This is a genomic window from Nocardia otitidiscaviarum (assembly GCF_007362295.1).
GTDB classification, from domain to species: Bacteria; Actinomycetota; Actinomycetes; order Mycobacteriales; family Mycobacteriaceae; genus Nocardia; species Nocardia otitidiscaviarum.
Window position 1 is genome coordinate 6739794 of the sequence record NZ_CP041695.1, and the last position, 17844, is coordinate 6757637.

Annotated in this window: 15 protein-coding genes; 6 read left to right on the forward strand and 9 right to left on the reverse strand. The window is 67.4% G+C overall.

The features are described from left to right. Window positions 1-10: 10 nt before the first annotated feature. Window positions 11-1489: a wax ester/triacylglycerol synthase domain-containing protein gene (locus tag FOH10_RS30300; protein ID WP_186000626.1), complete on the reverse strand. Its 1479-nt coding sequence runs from the start codon at window positions 1487-1489 to the stop codon at window positions 11-13. A 105-nt stretch (window positions 1490-1594) separates the two neighbouring features. Between FOH10_RS30300 and qcrB the strand changes: the two genes are divergently transcribed. Then, window positions 1595-3226 carry a cytochrome bc1 complex cytochrome b subunit gene (gene qcrB, locus FOH10_RS30305; protein ID WP_143983233.1) on the forward strand — a complete coding sequence of 544 codons (1632 nt, stop codon included), beginning with the start codon at window positions 1595-1597 and terminating at the stop codon, window positions 3224-3226. Between the two features lie 123 nt (window positions 3227-3349). On the opposite strand, the gene FOH10_RS30310 is transcribed toward qcrB, so the two are convergent. Beyond that, window positions 3350-3559, reverse strand: coding sequence for a DUF397 domain-containing protein (locus FOH10_RS30310; RefSeq protein ID WP_029932862.1), 210 nt, complete (start codon window positions 3557-3559; stop codon window positions 3350-3352). Window positions 3560-3952: 393 nt separating this feature from the next. Between FOH10_RS30310 and FOH10_RS30315 the strand changes: the two genes are divergently transcribed. From FOH10_RS30315 to FOH10_RS30325, 3 genes are all read left to right on the forward strand, one after another. Then, window positions 3953-4468: a DUF309 domain-containing protein gene (locus tag FOH10_RS30315; RefSeq protein ID WP_143983234.1), complete on the forward strand. Its 516-nt coding sequence runs from the start codon at window positions 3953-3955 to the stop codon at window positions 4466-4468. A gap of 103 nt (window positions 4469-4571) precedes the next feature. Next, window positions 4572-5525 carry a tRNA glutamyl-Q(34) synthetase GluQRS gene (gluQRS, locus tag FOH10_RS30320; protein WP_244961440.1) on the forward strand — a complete coding sequence of 318 codons (954 nt, stop codon included), beginning with the start codon at window positions 4572-4574 and terminating at the stop codon, window positions 5523-5525. A 53-nt stretch (window positions 5526-5578) separates the two neighbouring features. Beyond that, complete coding sequence (locus tag FOH10_RS30325; RefSeq protein ID WP_143983235.1) at window positions 5579-6361, forward strand: RDD family protein; 783 nt, start codon at window positions 5579-5581, stop codon at window positions 6359-6361. Window positions 6362-6457: 96 nt separating this feature from the next. Here FOH10_RS30325 and FOH10_RS30330 read toward each other — a convergent pair whose 3' ends face one another. Then, the gene (locus tag FOH10_RS30330) at window positions 6458-7039 is read right to left on the reverse strand and encodes a DUF4190 domain-containing protein (protein WP_143983236.1); all 582 of its coding nucleotides are present in this window, start codon (window positions 7037-7039) and stop codon (window positions 6458-6460) included. Window positions 7040-7088: 49 nt separating this feature from the next. On the opposite strand from FOH10_RS30330, the gene FOH10_RS30335 reads away from it, so the two are divergent. After that, window positions 7089-7859 (forward strand): queuosine precursor transporter, encoded by a 771-nt coding sequence (locus tag FOH10_RS30335; RefSeq protein WP_143983237.1) that lies wholly within the window; start codon window positions 7089-7091, stop codon window positions 7857-7859. Between the two features lie 43 nt (window positions 7860-7902). On the opposite strand, the gene tgt is transcribed toward FOH10_RS30335, so the two are convergent. The 6 genes from tgt to FOH10_RS30365 form a co-directional block, all read right to left on the reverse strand. Continuing rightward, the gene (gene tgt, locus FOH10_RS30340; RefSeq protein WP_143983238.1) at window positions 7903-9153 is read right to left on the reverse strand and encodes a tRNA guanosine(34) transglycosylase Tgt; all 1251 of its coding nucleotides are present in this window, start codon (window positions 9151-9153) and stop codon (window positions 7903-7905) included. 47 nt (window positions 9154-9200) lie between these two features. Next, on the reverse strand, window positions 9201-10184 hold the full coding sequence (locus FOH10_RS30345; protein ID WP_143983239.1) for an NAD(P)H-binding protein: 984 nt from the start codon (window positions 10182-10184) through the stop codon (window positions 9201-9203). A gap of 58 nt (window positions 10185-10242) precedes the next feature. Further along, the gene (locus tag FOH10_RS30350) at window positions 10243-12204 is read right to left on the reverse strand and encodes an ABC transporter ATP-binding protein (RefSeq protein WP_143983240.1); all 1962 of its coding nucleotides are present in this window, start codon (window positions 12202-12204) and stop codon (window positions 10243-10245) included. Window positions 12205-12271: 67 nt separating this feature from the next. Then, entirely contained in the window at window positions 12272-14005 is a 1734-nt protein-coding gene (locus tag FOH10_RS30355) for an ABC transporter ATP-binding protein (protein ID WP_143983241.1), read from the reverse strand. A gap of 102 nt (window positions 14006-14107) precedes the next feature. Beyond that, window positions 14108-14656: an RrF2 family transcriptional regulator gene (locus tag FOH10_RS30360; RefSeq protein ID WP_081592155.1), complete on the reverse strand. Its 549-nt coding sequence runs from the start codon at window positions 14654-14656 to the stop codon at window positions 14108-14110. Window positions 14657-14692: 36 nt separating this feature from the next. After that, on the reverse strand, window positions 14693-15214 hold the full coding sequence (locus FOH10_RS30365) for a TetR/AcrR family transcriptional regulator (RefSeq protein ID WP_244961441.1): 522 nt from the start codon (window positions 15212-15214) through the stop codon (window positions 14693-14695). A gap of 277 nt (window positions 15215-15491) precedes the next feature. Here FOH10_RS30365 and FOH10_RS30370 point away from each other — a divergent pair, with 277 nt between their 5' ends. Beyond that, window positions 15492-17825 (forward strand): MMPL family transporter, encoded by a 2334-nt coding sequence (locus tag FOH10_RS30370; RefSeq protein WP_143983242.1) that lies wholly within the window; start codon window positions 15492-15494, stop codon window positions 17823-17825. Window positions 17826-17844 lie beyond the last annotated feature (19 nt).

Genomic DNA, 17844 nt, shown 5'->3' on the forward strand with positions numbered 1-17844 from the left:
TCCGTCCGGATTACTCCGGACGGAGCCCTTCGGTATTTCCGGCGAGGGAGCGCAGCGCGGCGACCACCTCGGCCACAGCGGTGGCCAGCAGACGGACGTAGGCGTCGAGGTCCGGGATGACGACGGGATCGGCGTGCACCGAGAAGGTGACCGTGTCCCCGAGACCGTGGATGCCGTGGGTGAGGTGCATGACGGATCCCAGGGCCGGGAAACCGGCGGTGAAGTGGACGCGGCCGTTGCCGAGGGTCAGGTCGGCGGGGCCGCGGTGGACGCTGGAGACGACGGTGTGGCCCGAAACCTGGTCGGGGAGGATGTCGATCGGGTAGGTGGTGACGTCGCGGTGGAGGATCGGGGCCGGGAGGGCGGCTGTCACCGCGTCCTGGGCGGCGTGCAGGGGGTGGGTCGCCCGGGTGCGGCGGGTGGCCATGGTCGCGGCGATGCGGTCGGCCCGACGGCACAGGTCGGGTTCGTCGATGGCGAGGTCTACCGAGAGGTCGCGGTAACTGTTGCGGCGGCCGCCGGAGTCGCCGGAGACGGCCATGGGAACCTGAGCGCCGAGGGCGTCGGCTGGCCGGCCCCGGGCGCTGAGGTAGCGCTGCAGGGTCAATGACACCGCGGTGAGTGCGGCGACGGTGACGGTGTACCCGGGGGTGCGCAGGTCGGTCACGTCATACACGCGAACACGGACCGCGTGTGCGGGGACCGAGCCCTTGCCGTGCAGCAGATTCGGCGGGTAGCCGGGCGATGGTGGCGGAAGTTCACCCCGCACGGTCAGCTCCTCCAGCTCGCGCTGCGCGCGGTAGGCGGTGTAGCCGCGAAAGACGGTGCGGGCCATGCCTATCGGTATGGCGGGCAAGGCGGTTGCCGCCGCGAGCCAACTCGTCGCGCGATCCGGGAACACGGCGGCCCGCCACGCGGCCAGGCTGCCGCTCCCGTCCGTCCGACCCACGTCGTTCGCGCAGTCTGTTCTCGCGTCATTCTCGATGAGCGGCAAGGGAATCGGCGCTCCCCCGTCGTGCTCGGTGAACAGCGCGCGGGCGAGGGCGGCGGCGCGGCGGCCGTCGGCGAGGGCGTGGGAAACCTGGAGGACCGCGATCAGGGCGGGGCCGTTCATGGTCGGGGCATCGGTTATGCCGCGGAACAGATGCAGCCGCCAGGGGCGGTCGGCGGCGTCGAGACCGGTGCCCACGAGTTTGCCGAGGTCGGCGAGAAGTTCAGACCAGTCGGATTTATCGAGAGTGTGCTCGACGAGCTGGCTGTCAGCGAACTCGCAGGGCGTCCACCGCGGATACGCAAGGTTCGCAGGAACGTCCAGCACCCGGACCAGCAAATCTGGAATGCGGGTGGTTCGCTCGGCAATGGCGGTACGCAATTCCGCTGTGGGCACACCGGTATCGGCGAAGCAGTACAGCAGGAACAAATCATTGCGGGTGCGGGTGCGGGTGGACAGCCAGTACATGGTCGCGTCCCGAGGCGCCAGCGAGTTCACGCCCGCGACCATATCGGCCGGAATTCCGGCCCGGCCCAACGGCACTGCGTGCTACCGTCTGTAGTAGAAGTATTTCACTCTCCTGCGGGGGCGGGGTGACCGCGAATGGCAACTTCACGTGCGGGCCGTCGAGCGGCCGAACAAGCCGATGCCATGGATGCGCGGTATCAAGCCGCCGCATTCCTGAAACGATCCATCAACAAGGTGTTTCCGACCCACTGGTCGTTCCTGCTGGGTGAGATCGCGCTCTACACCTTCATCATCCTGCTGCTCTCCGGCGTGTATCTGACATTGTTCTTCGACCCGTCCATGGCGCACGTCGTGTACGACGGCACCTACCAGCCGCTGCGTGGCGTCACCATGTCACGCGCCTACGAGTCCACACTGGAGATCTCCTTCGATGTGCGTGGCGGACTGTTCGTGCGGCAGGTACACCATTGGGCCGCACTGCTTTTCACCGCGTCCATGATCGTGCACCTGTCCCGCGTCTTCTTCACCGGTGCGTTCCGGCGACCGCGCGAGGCCAACTGGGTACTCGGCTCACTGCTGCTGATCATCGCCATGTTCGAGGGCTTCTTCGGCTACTCGCTGCCCGACGATCTGCTCTCCGGCACCGGGCTGCGCGCCGCCTTCGCGGGCATCACCATGAGCACGCCGATCATCGGCACCTGGTTGCACTGGCTCATGTTCGGCGGGGACTTCCCGGGGGCCATCATCATTCCGCGGCTCTACATCGCGCACGTGCTGCTGTTCCCCGGCATCATGATCGCGCTGGTGGCCGCGCACATCGCGCTGGTCTGGTATCAGAAGCACACGCAGTACCCGGGCCCGGGGCGCACCGAACGCAATGTGATCGGCACCCGCATCGTGCCGGTGTTCTCGCTGGACCAGGGCGCGTTCTTCGCGTTCAACCTGGCGATTCTGTCCTTCATGGGCGGGCTGTTGCAGATCAATCCGATCTGGAATCTGGGGCCGTACAACCCCTCCCAGGTGTCGGCGGGTACGCAGCCGGACTTCTACCTCATGTGGACCGACGGATTCCTGCGGCTGTTCCCGCCGTGGGAGCTGTACATCTTCGGCCATACCGTGCCCGGCGCGTTCGCGGTGGCCATCCTCATGCCGCTGATCTTCGTACTGCTCATCGCCTATCCGTGGATCGAGAAGCGGCTCACCGGCGATCGCGCCCACCACAACCTGCTGCAACGCCCCCGGGACGTGCCCACTCGCACGGCGATCGGGGCCATGTCGCTGACCTTCTACCTCGTGCTCACGCTGGCCTGCGTCAACGACATCATCGCGCTGGGATTCCATATCTCGCTCAATGCGACGACCTGGGGATTCCGTTTCGCCCTGCTCCTGCTGCCGCCGCTGGCCTACTACGTGGCCTACCGGCTCTGCCTGGGCCTGCAACGCAGTGACCGCGCGATTCTCGACCACGGCATCGAAACCGGTGTGGTGCGCCGACTTCCGCACGGCGAGTACATCGAACTGCACCAACCCCTGGGCCCCGTCGATGCCCACGGCCACCCGATCCCGCTGGAATACCAGGGCGCCCGCGTCCCCCGAAAGATGAACGAACTGGGCATAGCGGGCCGCCCCGGCACCGGCGCCTTCTTCCGCCCCGACCCCGACGCCGAGCGCGACCTACACCGCACCACTGAACAAGAGGAAGAACACAAACAACTGGCCGTCCTCCGCCGCGCCCAGGAAGAAGGCAACGGCCACCACACCGATTGACCCAGCACCCCCGACCGGCACGCTCCGGGGTTGGCGGCGCGTCTCGGTTCTGGACTGAGCGAAGCGGAGGCAAAAAGATACAGCCCCGAGTCCGCGTTGACTCGGGGCCACCTGTTCGTCGGATCAGGCGCGCTTGAACTCTCCGTCGGATACGCCCATCACGAACGCATCCCACTCGCCCGGCGTGAATGCCAGGATCGGGCCGTGGCCGTGGTCCTTGCTGTCGCGGACCGCGATGTTGCCGTCCCGCAGAAACGCCACTTCCACACAGTTTCCATTCGGGCCGCTATGTTTGCTCTTGCGCCATGAGGCGCCTGCCAAATCCACCTTCACGGTTCTAGCTCCTTTGCTGCATCATGCGTGAGTTCTTGCTGGCATCGTTCTCGTGACAGGCCGGAAGCGGGTGAAATCCGACTTCCGCAGTGCGCCTGAGGTAGCACGCAACTGTGCCGTCAACTCGTTCTCTGCACTTCACGATGGGAATGCTCCCCCGATGACCATTCCCGGGCTAAACAGTAGCAGGGTTCGTCAACAGGAGATCGCATTCTTTCGAATTCAACCAGCGAATGCGTGGCAAAGTTTGCTGGCAAACTATTTGCCAAATAATTGCAGAATGCCTAAACGGGCGAATATCGGGTGGCGCATATTTATTGCGGGTAGGTGTGCGCATCCGGGTGGCAAACCGGACCGCCGCCGCTGTCGCGCACATCCGGGATGATGGAGGCCATGGCCGATGCACCGCATGCCGACGACTCCCGGGACCGTGACGAGAGCGGACGTGCGCGGAATGCGCGTCCCCGTGATCGTTTTGGCCGCCCGCTGCCCATGGGCAGTGTCGGCGTACCTCGCATACCGGACGATCTCGAACTCCCACCCGCGGAAACGCTCGAGTACGCCCAGCAACTCCTCGATGCGGGACTCGCCTTCAATGCCCATGAGGTCCTGGAGGCCGCGTGGAAGAACGGGCCGTTCGCCGAAAGGATGCTGTGGCAGGGATTGGCCCAGTATGCCGTTGGCCTGACCCACATTCAGCGGGGGAATCGGAAGGGTGCGCGCACCCTCCTCGAGCGCGCCGTGCACCGCCTCACGGCCTTCGGACCACCGCCGTACGGTATCGACAGCGCCGGACTCGTCGCCCGTGCGAAGGAGCTCCTCGCAACCTTCGACACCGATACACCCATCGCCGAGGAGAGGTTGCGGGTGCGGCTGACGCTGCTGGCATCGGACCGAGAGCGTGAGTAATCCGCTGACCACCCGCGCCGCATCGGCCGCCGCTCAGGTGCACCCACCCCCGGCATCTCGCCGACGGCCAGGGCTGTGAGTACCGCCGCTAGCATGGACCTACGTGTCCACCGACCAGACCGCGCCCGCCGCATGCCCGGCCACCGCCGTGGGCAACGGCCGGTTCGCGCCCAGCCCCTCGGGCGATCTGCACCTGGGGAATCTGCGCACCGCCCTGCTGGCCTGGCTGTTCGCCCGCTCCACCGGGCGCGGCTTCCTCATGCGCGTCGAGGACCTGGACCGGGTGCGGCCCGGAGCCGCCGAACGGCAGCTCGCGGACCTGGCGGCCATCGGGCTGGAGTGGGATCCGCCGGTGGTGCGGCAGTCCGAGCGGATACCGCGCTACGAGGCGGCCATCGCCCGGCTCACCGATGCCGGGCTCACCTACGAATGCTTCTGCACGCGCCGGGAGATCCAGCAGGCGGCCACCGCACCGCACGGCCCGATGGGTGCGTATCCGGGCACCTGCCGCGATCTGACCGCTCGAGAGCGCGCCGAACGCCGGGCCGCGGGTCGGCCCGCCGCGCTCCGCTTGCGCGCCAAGGTCCACGAATTCGAGATCACCGACGAACTGCACGGCTCCTACCGCGGCGCGGTGGACGATCTGGTGCTGCGGCGCGGCGACGGCATTCCGGCCTACAACCTGGCCGTGGTGGTGGACGATGCCGAGCAGGGCATCGACCAGGTGGTGCGCGGTGACGACCTGCTGCCCTCCACACCCCGGCAGGCATATCTGGCGACCCTGCTCGGCCTGTCCGTACCGCAGTACGCCCATGTGCCCCTGGTGCTGAATCAAGCCGGGCAGCGGCTGGCCAAACGCGACGGCGCGGTCACCCTCGGTGACCGGCTCGACCGGGGCGAAACCGTCGACGAGGTGGTGGGATACCTGGCCAGGTCGCTCGGCTACACGGCGCACAGCCCGGCCGAGTTGCTGCCCCGTTTCCGCCCGGCGGACCTGCCGCGCGAACCGTGGACACTCGATCCGGATTGGCTTGTTGCGAGCAGTCCAGGTCCGTAACGTACGGATTCGACACCACACCGGACGAAACTTCACATGAGGACGGCGAGACAATGACGAGCGGTGGGTACGACCCCAATCAGTATCCGCAGGGCGGCGACCCGTACGGGCAGAACCCCGGCGGCCAGCCCTACGGCCAGGGCCAGCCGCAGTACGGTCAGCAGCAGCCCTACGGCCAGTCCGACCCCTACAACCAGCAGCCGCCGCAGTACGGGCAGCAGCCGTCCGATCCCTACGGCCAGCAGCCGTCGGACCCCTACGGCCAGCAGCCGTCGGACCCCTACGGCCAGCAGCCGCAGTACGGGCAGCAGCCGGACCCCTACGGGCAGCAGCAGCCGTATGGCCAGCCGCCGCAGTACGGGCAGCAGCCCGGTTACGGCGCACCGGGATTCGGTGGCGGGTTCGGCGGCACGGCCCCCGGTGAGCTGTGGCCCCGCCTCGGAGCGCGCATCATCGACGGCCTGATCGTCGGCATCCCCGCGGGCATCATCGGCTGGGTGCTCAACTCCAGCTCCAGCACGCTCGGCACGCTGTGGTCGGTACTGACCCCGGCGCTGCTGTTCGGCTACTTCGTCTTCATGGAGACCCAGCAGAGCGGCCAGACCCTCGGCAAGAAGTTGCTCGGCATGCGCGTGCTCGCCCCCGGCGGCGGCACCCTGGATCCGGCGACCTCGGCCAAGCGCAACCTGTTCGTCCTGGCCAATATCATTCCCTGCCTGGGCTTGCTCATCTCGATCGGCCTGTGGATCTACATCGCGGTCACCATCGAGCAGGACCCGAACAAGCAGGGCTGGCACGACAAGTTCGCGGGCGGCACCCAGGTCGTCAAGAGCTGAGTCGTCGACAGCTGAGCCGTCGAGAGCTGGCGACAGCACCAGAGCGGGGGCGCATCCGGTCGGATGCGCCCCCGCTCTCGTCCGTCCGGGGCCGGGCTAGGAGCCGGAGATGACCGCCGCTCCGATGAAGATCCACGCCAGCACACCCAGCGCCAGTCCGGCCGCACCGACCCAGATGCCGCCCAGGGCGAGGCCGCGGCCCTCCTGCTGTGACTGTTTCACCTGGTTGAGCGCGGCCACGCCCAGAATCAGGCCGACCAGCGATCCGATCGGCAGGAAGCAGAAGAACAGGGTCGTCAAGCCCAGGATCGACACCACCAGCGACGCGATCGCCAGGCCGTTGGTGCTCCGCTGGGGCGCGTACCCGTACGGCGCGTAGCCGCCCTGGGGATAACTCGGTTGTGCCTGCCCACCGGACTGATAGCCGTACGGCGGGCCGGGGGCGGGCGCGGGAGTGGGCTGCGGGTATCCGGGCGTGCTCGGATTCGCCTGCGGCGGAGGGTAATTCGGATACTGCTGCTGCGGTGGCGGTGTCATCGGCGGAGCCTGGTACTGCGGTGCCGAGGAATAACCGGCGACCGGGGGCTGCAGCACCGACGGCGAGGAAGACGAATCGGGCGTGACGCCCTCACCCCCGTACTGCTTCCACCACTCGTCGGAGTCACCGCTATTCGTCATTTGCCCAGCCTATTCCACCGATGGCAGTGACCGGTATCCTGTTCACTTCGTGAGTGATGCATTACCGGCCGAGACGGTCGGACCTGGACGCCCCGCCACCGAACACGCGGCATTCGCGAAGGCGGCGGGGGGCTACTACACACCGGTCGTGGCACTGTTCACGGCAGTTCTGATCATTTCGAACATCTGCGCCACCAAGGGCGTGCAGTTCCTCTCCGACCACTCGTTCAGCCTCGGGCCGATCGAACTACTCCCGATCACCACCGACGGCGCGTGGTTCCTCTTCCCGCTCGCCTACATCATCGGCGACGTGCTCAGCGAGGTGTACGGCTTCAAGGCCGCGCGGCGGGCCATCTACTACGGCTTCGGCATCCTGCTGCTGATGGTGGTGGCGTTCAAGATCGCCATCGAGCTGCCCCCGGCCGGGTTCTACGAGAACCAGGAAGCCTTCCGCAGTGTGCTCGGCACCACGCCGCAACTGGTGCTAGCCGGACTGGCCGGATACTTCGTTGGCGAGATGCTGAATTCGGCCACGCTGGTCGCGATCAAGGAGAAGACCAAGGAGAAGCACCTGTGGGCGCGACTGCTCGGCTCCACCGTGGTCGGCGAATTCGGTGACACATTGATCTTCTGCTCCATCGCGGCGACGGCCATCGGCATCAGCACGTGGGGCTCGTTCATCAACTACGTGATCGTCGGGTTCCTGTGGAAGACCCTGGCGGAGGTCATCGTGCTGCCCCTCACCTACTGGGTGATCGGGTACCTGAAGCGGCACGAGCCGTCCTACGCGCCGCGCGCGGAATCGGCGCTCGCGAGCTGACCGCGACGGGTGTGGGGGCTCCGGCTCCCACACCCGGCCGAGATCAATTGGCGGGAGCCTTGATTCGGCCCTTCCACCGACCGAGGAAATCGGTCTTGTAGGCGTCGAACTCACCGCGCTCGATACTGCCGCGGATACGGTCCACCAACCGGACGGTAAAGCGTTCGTTGTGGATGGTGCACAGGGTGGCGGCGAGGATCTCCTTGGCCTTGAACAGGTGGTGCAGGTAGGCCCGGGTGTAGTTGGCGCAGGTATAGCAGTCGCAGGTGTCGTCGATGGGGGTGAAGTCGCGGCGGAAGCGACTGGTGTTGATATTGAATCGGCCCTCGTCGACGTAGATGGCCGCATTGCGCGCCACCCGCGACGGGTTCACGCAGTCGAAGGTGTCGGCGCCGTTCTCCACCGCCGTGAACATGTCCTCGGGCTCACTGATGCCGAGCATGTGCCGCGGCTTCCGCTCGGGCAGTTCGTCACAGCACCAACGCACGATGGTGCCGAGATTGTGCTTCTCCAGCGCACCGCCGATGCCGTATCCGTCGAAACCCGTTCCGGCGGCGCCACGCAGCTCCTCCAGATCGCGACATGCCTTGCGCCGCAGGTCCTCGTACTGCGCACCCTGGATGACGCCGAACAGCGCCTGATAGGGCCGGTGCGCGCGGGCCGCGGTGAGCCGCTCGTGCTCGTCCAGGCAGCGCTGCGCCCAGCGCCGGGTGCGCTCCAGCGATTCCTCCTGGTAGCCACGGGTATTCATGAGCGTGGTGAGTTCGTCGAAGGCGAACATGATGTCCGCGCCCAGCTGATGCTGGATGCCCATGGACACCTCGGGGGTGAAGCGGTGCTTCGACCCGTCCAGGTGGGAGCGGAAGGTGACGCCGTCATCGTCCACGTGGGCCAGCCGCTCCTTGCCCTTGGCGATCACGTCGTCGTTCTGCACGCCCACGGCCTCCATGGCGAGCACCTTCTTGAAGCCCACGCCCAGCGACATGACCTGGAAGCCGCCGCTGTCGGTGAAGGTCGGTCCCGGCCAGTTCATGAAGCTCGACAGCCCACCGGCCTCGTCCACGATGTCCGGACCCGGCTGTAGATACAGGTGGTAGGCGTTGGCCAGCAATGCCTGTGACCCCAGCTCCTTCATGGCCTCGGGCAGCACCGCCTTCACGGTCGCCTTGGTGCCCACCGGAATGAAGGCGGGCGTGGCGATGTCGCCGTGCGGCGTGCTGATCACACCCGTGCGGCCGTGCCGACCGTCCAACCGGGTGCCGACCTTGAAAGCGAAGGATTCGGGGGAAGACACCCGAATATCCTCCCAGCCCCCCGTCGCGCGTCCGAGACGGGTCGCGGTCACCCCGGGAGCCGTGCGGCGAGGCGCAGGTCGAAGCCGTAGGCCGCCAGGGCGGGCAGGAACTCCGCCGGATCCACCAGTTCCTCGATGTGATGAATGCCAGCGGGGAAGCCGGAGACGCGTTGGACGAGCAGTGCCGCCACCAGGCCGGTCGCGGCACTCTGCCGGTGGCCTGCGAAATAGGCCGCCGCGGTATCGGATTCGGCCACCAGGGCGAAGCGGTCGGAGCCGAGGTGGACGCGGGTGAGCAGGCGTTCGGCGGTGCGGCCGCGCATGAGCCGGGCCAGGGCGGGGCGGCGGGCGGCGGCCAGCAGTGCGGTGACGGCCCGGGAGTCGAGGGTGAGGCCGGTGTCGGCGGTATCGAGGCCGAGGGTGCGGCGCAGGGTGTACTGGTCCGAGAACGGGAAGCGGTGCACGGTGCGGGCGCCCTCGGGGAAGCGCATCCGCCAGGAACCGGTGAGCCGGCCGAGGCCGTTCAGGGTCCAGCGCACGGCGGCCGGGCCGTGCGCCTCACCGGAGCCGAGCATCGCGCCGATGCGCACGGTGCGCAATCCCGAGGCGGCGACGACCGTTCGGGCGAGCAGATTCGACACCCCGGGGATGAGGCCGACGCTGAGCACCCCGGTCGCGCCCGCCGCCGTGGCGAGGTCGCTCAGCTCCTCGATCGCGGTGATCACGTCGAGCGTGGCCGTGACATCGAGGTAAGCGATGCCGCGCTCGAAACACGCTCGGGCGATGCGGGCGTTGTCGAGCTCGGCGCACATGAGCACGACATCGGCGCCGGTCAGCGCGGCGGCGACCTGGGCGGCGTCAGCGATATCGACGCGCAGCAACTCCGCGCCCGGCACGGGACGCGCCCGCTCGGGATTGCGCCCGGCGAGGGTCACCCGGCAGCCCGCATCGACCAGATGTGCGGCGGCCTCGCGGCCGACCGTGCCGTAACCGCCGAGGATGAGCACCCGCGTGGGCTCGGTGTCGGGCATGACTACACCTTTCGCTAGAGCATTACTCTAGCGAGAGTACGTGGCGGAGAGCCTGGTGTCAGGTCTTCGCCAGCGGCACCGCGTCCGCGTCCGGCTCGTCCGCACCGCCTTCGTCGGTAATGGCGGCGGCGAACTGGGCGTTGTAGAGCCGGTAGTACGCGCCACGGGCGGCGAGCAGGCGTTCGTGGGTGCCGATTTCGACGATCCGGCCCTGCTCCATGACCACGATCTGGTCCGCATCGCGAATGGTGGACAGGCGGTGCGCGATGACGAAGCTCGTGCGGTCCCGGCGCAGCGCCGCCATGGCCTGCTGCACCAGCAGTTCGGTGCGGGTGTCCACCGAGCTGGTGGCCTCGTCCAGGATGAGGATGGACGGTGTGGCCAGGAAGGCGCGGGCGATGGTGATGAGCTGCTTCTCACCCGCCGAGACGCCGGAGCCCTCCTCGTCGATGACCGTGTCGTAACCGTGCGGCAGCGCATGCACGAAGCGGTCGACGTAGGCCGCGCGCGCCGCCTCCAGAATCTCGTCCTCGGACGCCTTCGGATTGCCGTAGGCGATGTTCTCCCGGATCGTGCCGCCGAACAGCCAGGTGTCCTGCAACACCATGCCGATGCGTTCGCGCAGGTGGTCGCGGGTGATGCGGGTGATGTCCACACCATCGACGGTGATCGCGCCCGCGTCCAGCTCGTAGAAGCGCATGAGCAGGTTCACCAGCGTGGTCTTGCCCGCACCGGTCGGGCCGACGATGGCCACCACGTGGCCGGGTTCGGCGATCAGGGACAGCTCCTCGATGACGGGGGTGTCGGGCTCGTAGCGGAACGACACCTCCTCGAAGGCCACCCGGCCGCGGTCCACCGGCCGCGAATCCTCCACCTCGGGGTCGGGCACCTGCTCCTCGGCGTCCAGGATCTCGAAGATGCGCTCGGCCGACGCCACACCCGACTGCAACAGATTGATCATGGAGCCGATCTGGGTGAGCGGCTGGGTGAAACCGCGCGAGTACTGGATGAACGCCTGCACCTCGCCCAGCGACAGATTGCCCGAGGCCACGCGCAGACCGCCCACCACGGCGATGAGCACGTAGTTCAGGTTCCCCAGGAACATGATGGCGGGCATGATCAGGCCGGAGATGAACTGCGACCGGAACGCGGCGTGGTAGAGCTTGGCGTTGGTCTTGTCGAACTCCGCGCCGACCTCGCGGCCACGGCCGAAGGCGGTGACGATCTCGTGACCGGTGAAGGCCTCCTCGACCTGGGCGTTGACCTGGCCGGTGTACTTCCACTGGTCCACGAAGTGCGGTTTGGAGCGCTTGGCGATCTGGGCGGTCACGATGACCGCCAGCGGCACCGTCAGCAGCGCGATCAGCGCCAGCAGCGGCGAGATCCAGAACATCATGAACAGCACGCCGATCACCGTCAGCGTGGAGGTGACCAGCTGACTCATGGTCTGCTGCAACGTCTGTGACACATTGTCGACGTCATTGGTGACGCGCGAGAGCAGATCACCGCGCGGCAGCTGGTCGAAGTAGCGCAGCGGCAGCCGGTGGATCTTGGCCTCGATATCGCCGCGCAACCGCTTCACGGTGCGGTTGATGACGATATTGAGCAGGTACGACTGGAGCCAGCCGAACAGCGACGCGCCGATGAACAGCAGCAGCACCCCGGTGAGGACCATGCCGACGGCCGAGAAGTCCACGCCCACACCGGGAACCACGTCCATGCCGGAGAGCATGTCGGCGAAGGTGGTGTCGGCGCTGGCGCGCAGCTGCTCGACCACCTGCTCCTTGGACTGTCCGGCCGGAAGCTGTTTGCCCACCACACCGTCGAAGATGAGGTTGGTGGCCTTGCCCAGGATCTGCGGCCCCAGGGTGTTCAGCACGACCGAGACCACCGCGAGCACGAAAATGACTGTGAGCGAGGCCCGTTCGGGCGCGAGCCGCCGCAGCAGCCGCTTCAGCGACGGTCCGAACGATTTGGCTTTCGCGTCCGGAGCGCCCGGATTCGGTGCCCCGGGCCTCACTTCGCCGCTCCTTCCTGCGGGACACCCGCGCCCGGTCGGCGCGACGAGAGGCTCCGCCCAGTGTGTCTCATCGCGCCTCCTCCGGGCTCAGCTGCGATTCCACGATCTCGCGGTATTCGGTGCAGTCGCGCAGCAGTCGGTCGTGGGTGCCGAGGCCGACGATCGCGCCGTCCTCCAGCACCACGATCTGGTCGGCCTCGCGCACGGTCGAGATCCGTTGCGCCACGGTGATCACCGCCGCGTTCGCGGTCTCCGGCCGCAGCGCCTCGCGGACCCGGGCGTCGGTGGCCACGTCCAGGGCCGAGAAGCAGTCGTCGAACAGGTAGATACGTGGTTTGCGCACCAGGGCGCGGGCGATGGCGAGGCGCTGGCGCTGGCCGCCCGACACCGTCGTACCGCCCTGTGCCACCGGCGTTTCCAGGCCCTGCGGCATATCCCGCACGAAGTCGGCCGCCTGCGCGATCTCCAGGGCGTGCCAGAGTTCGGCGTCGGTGGCGTCGGGCTTGCCGTAGCGCAGATTCGACGCGATCGTCCCGGAGAACAGGTACGCCTTCTGCGGCACCAGGCCGATCTGCGCGCGCAACTGCTCGAGGTCGACATGCCGCACATCGGTGCCGCCCACGTAGACCGCCCCGTCGGTGACGTCGATGAGCCGCGGAATCAGATTGATCAGCGTGGTCTTGCCGGAACCGGTCGAGCCCACCACCGCGGTGGTGGTGCCGGGATCCACCCGGAACCGGATGGCCCGCAGCACCGGCTTCTCCGCACCCGGGAACTTGAATTCGGCGAAGGCGAAATCCACCGAACCCGGATCGGATTCGAACGGCCGCGGCAGCGGCGGCGGCAGCACCGAGGATTCGGTGTCCAGCACCGCCCCGATGCGCTCGCCCGACACCGCGGCGCGCGGGGCCATCATGGCCAGGAAGGAGGCCATCATGACCGCCGTCAGGATCTGCATGATGTAGGACAGCATGGCGGTGAGCGAACCGATCTGCATGGTCCCGGCGTCCACATGGTGGCCGCCGAACCAGATCACGCCCACCGCGGTCACATTGGAGATCAGCATGACCAGCGGGAACATCAGCGCCATATAGCGGCCGACGTACAGCGCCTGTTCGGTCAGCTCGGAGTTGGCGACGCCGAAGCGCCAGGTCTCCTGCCGCTCCCGCACGAAGGCCCGCACCACGCGGATACCGGTGATCTGCTCGCGCAGCACCCGGTTCACCGCGTCGATGCGCTCCTGCATGCGCCGGAAGCCGGGCACCATGCGGGTGATGATGAAGGCCATCGACAGCCCCAGCGCGGGCACCGCGATGAGCAGCAGCCAGGACAGGCCCAGATCCTCGCGCAGCGCCATGATGATGCCGCCCACGCACATGATCGGGGCCATCACCAGGATGGTGGCGCTCATCAGGATGAGCAGCTGCACCTGGTTCACGTCATTGGTGTTGCGGGTGATCAGCGAGGGCGCGCCGAACATGCCCACCTCGCGCGCGGAGAAGCTGCCGACGCGGTGCAGCAGGGCCGCGCGCATATCGCGTCCCGCGCCCATGGCGGCCTGCGCGCCCAGGTACACCGAGGATGCCTGCGCCACGATCTGCACACCGGTCACGGCCAGCATCCACAGGCCGGTGTTCCAGATGTAGCCGATATCGCCCTGGGTGACGCCGTAGTCGATGATGTCGGCGTTGAGCCTGGGCAGGTAGAGCATGGCGAGGACCGAGATCAGCTGAAGCACAATGACCCCCGCCAGCTGTGACCGGTAGGGCGCCAGGAAGGTGCGGAGAAGTCTGATCAACATGATGTTCGCAGGCTACCCCCGATGCGGCGCACCCGTCCCCGGGAATTGTGGGGGCAGCGCGCCGCCGCCGAGAAAAGTGAAACGAATCCTTTCGCAGGCGGGTCAGATATCCGGCCGGTCCAGATCGCGCCACTCGCCGTGCGGGCCCGCCTCCGGGTCGCGCCATTCCCCGTGCGGGGCGGTGTCCAGCGGGCGCGGACGCCGGGTCCAGGCATCGGGATCACGCAGCAGTTCATCCAGGAAGGTCGGCAGCAGATCGTTGCCGATATCGGCGATGCTCACCCGCTCCAGCACCGAGCGGATGTTCACCCGCAGCGCGATCCACACCCGCTGCAACGGCTCGGCCACCCCGGGGTACACCACATCCTCGGGCCGCTGCCCGCGCACCGAGGCCAGCGGCCCCTCCACCGCGCGAATCACATCGGCCACGCTGATCTCGCGGGCGGGCCGGGCCAGCCGGTAGCCGCCCTCGGGACCGCGGCGGCTGGTGACCAGTCCGGCCTTGCGCAATTCGGCGACCACCGACTCCAGCACCTTCGGCGGGATCTCCTGGGCGGCCACGATCACGTCGGCCTTCACCGATTGCGATTGCGCCCGGGCGATTTCGACGAGTATTCGCACCGCGTAGTCGACTTTCGCGGTGATGTGCACAAGGGGCTCCTGAGTTCGGTACGGCGAAAGAAGAATTTAGCGCGCCGGGATCAGAACTCCGAGCGCCGCGTCCAGGAGTACGCGTTCGACCAGCTCCTCGTCCACGTCCGGCGCGATCTGCTGCGACAACAGCGCGGTTTTGACGACGTCCAGGGCCGCGCTGGCCCGCAGCAGCGCTTCCGGATCGGCGTCCGGTCCGGCCAGCCACCGGCACAGCTTGCTGTGCATCTCGAGCATCTGCTCGTAGTTGCGGCCGATGGCATTGCCGACCGCGACGCCGTCGTTGACGAACATCCGGCCGATGGGGCGGTGATCGAGCATGGAGCGCAGCTGGCGGGTGAGGATCTCGCGGACGGCGTCGCGGCTGTATTCCCGCTCGTCGATCTCGGCGGCCATGGCGCGCATATCCGCGAAGACCGGTTCGATCACGGCCAGCAGCAGATCCTGTTTCGAGGAGTAATGATAGTAGAGGGACGCCTTTGTGATTCCTACCTCATCGGCGACCTCCCGCAGGCTGGTCTGCTCGAAGCCCCTGGTGGAGAACAGCCGAAGTGCCACATCCCTGATGACGTCTTTAGTGCCTCTACCTGCGGCGATATCTACAGCAGGTTCTCGTCCGGTCATGGGATGATCCTCTCACCACTAGTCTGTACTGCGAGTAGCGCCACCGGAATTGAGGTTGTTCCTCCGCTTAGGCGCTGGGTAGTCTACCTACCGCACGGTAGGCAGAAAACGTCAGTCTGGAGGCGGAGTGCGCACGCGGCACCCGCAGGGAGTGCTGTCTACGAGTAGCTCGACACCAGCACACGCACAGCCAATCGCCAGGAGACCCCTCGTGTCCGTATACCTCTATCGCTGGGGAAGGTTCGCCTTCCGCAGAAAGTGGATAGTCATACCGGTGTGGTTGACCCTGCTGATACTGCTCGGCGGTATCGGCGGTGCGCTCTCCAAACCGTTCCAGGACCAGTTCACCATGCCCGGACTGCCGTCCGAGCGGGCCACCGAAATCCTCGACGAGCACTTCCCCGGCATGTCGGCCGCCTTCGACATGAACGTGGTCACCGGCACCTATGTGGTCGGCGCGCCCGAGGGCGAGAAGCTCACCGATCCGCGGAACGCGGCGGCCCTGCAGGCGTTCGTGGACAAGCTGTCCGCCCTCGACATCGTCGACAAGAGCAAGCCCGTCGTCAATCCGATCACCGCCACCGAGGAGATCGGCAAACCCGCGGGCATCAACTGCCTCACCGGCGACCGCGACAGCCCCGGCTTCACCGCCGTCTGCGCCAGCGCGCCGCTGAACGTACTCAGCGAGACCGTGCCGGACTCGGTGGCGACCGTCGAGGTCAAGTACTCGATTCCGAGTTTCGCCGATGTCACCCCGGCCGATCGGGAGAAGGCGCACGACGTCGCCGCGGATGCGCAGGCGGCCGGACTCGAGGTGTACCTGACCGGCAGCATCGCCCAGGAGCCGGAAACCGGCGGTGCGGCCGAGCTCATCGGTATCGCGGTGGCGCTGGTGGTGATGGCGGTGGCGTTCGGCGCCATCGTGGCGGCCTTCGTGCCGGTGCTGACCGCCCTCATCGGCCTGGGCTCCGCGATCTCGGTGATCCTGTTCGGCACCCACTGGCTCACCCTGCCGACCTTCACGCCGATCCTGGCGTCCATGATCGGCCTGGCGCTGTCCATCGACTACGCCATGTTCATCGTCTCGCGGTACAAGCATGAGCTGAGCGTGGCGGATTCGCCGGAGGAGGCCGCCGGCACCGCGGTCGGCACCGCCGGTTCCGCGGTCATCTTCGCGGGCCTGACGGTCGTCATCGCCTTGGCCGCGCTGAGTATCGTCGGCGTCGGATTCCTCACCTACATGGGTATTTTCGGCGCGGTCGCGGCGGCGTTCGCGGTGCTGGTGGCCGTCACCCTGCTGCCCGCGCTGCTGGGCGCGTTCGGCAAGTACCTGTTCAAGCCGAAGCTGCCGCTGGTCGCCAAGCACGATCCCGAGGACGACACCGCCGTCACCAACGGCATGCGGTTCGCCCGTCTGATCGCCAAGGCTCCGGTGCTGGCGCTGGCCGCCGGTGTGGTGGTGCTCGGCCTGCTGGCCGCGCCCGCCGCGAATATGCAACTGGGCCTGCCGGGCGGCGACTCGTTCCCCGAGGGCAACCCGATGCGCGAGGCGTACGAGTTGCAGACCAAGGGCTTCGGCGAGGGCTCCAACGGCACCCTGATGGTGGCGGTGGATCTCACCGACGTGCCGCAGGACCAGCGCGAGGCCGCGGTCACCGACCTGCGTGAGCGGCTGGCGGGCTACGAGGGCATGGACTACCTGACCGCGACCATGCCGAGCGAGGACGGCAACGCGGCGCTGTTCACCGGCGTCCCCGATGCCGGACCCAACGATCAGACCACCAAGGATCTGGTCGAGCACGCCCGCGACGCCGAGCGGGAGTTCCACGACAAGTACGGCATGGAGTACGGCATCACCGGTACCACCGCCATCTACGCGGATGTGTCGGCGGCGCTGTTGAAGGCCGTCGTCCCGTACCTGTCGCTGGTGGCCGGGGCCGCGTTCCTGCTGCTGGTGCTGGTGTTCCGGTCCATCCTGGTGCCGCTGACCGCCGCGCTCGGCTTCCTGCTGTCCATGGCGGCCACCTTCGGCGCGACCGTGCTGATCTTCCAGGAGGGCGCGTTCGGGCTGTTCGAGGGCCATCCGCTGGTCAGCTTCCTGCCGATCATGCTGATCGGCCTGGTATTCGGCCTGGCCATGGACTACCAGGTGTTCCTGGTGACCCGCATGCGCGAGGAGTACGTGCACGGCAAGTCCTCCAAGCACGCCATGATCAGCGGCTACCACCACGGCGCCCGCGTCGTGACCTCGGCGGCCATCATCATGATCTCCGTCTTCGGCGCGTTCATGCTCCAGGAGAACGTGGTGGCCAAGTCCATGGGCTTCGCCTTGGCGGCGGGCGTCTTCTTCGACGCCTTCATCGTCCGCATGGTCGTGATCCCGGCGCTGCTGGTGCTGATGGGCCCCTACGCCTGGTGGATCCCGAAGTGGCTGGACCGCATCCTCCCCGATATCGACGTGGAGGGCGCGAAGCTCACCGAGATGCGGAACAACAGGGCGCAGGACGCCGCGGTGGCGCTGGAGAAGGAACCAGCGGGCGTCTGACGACGCTCATCGACTCGCC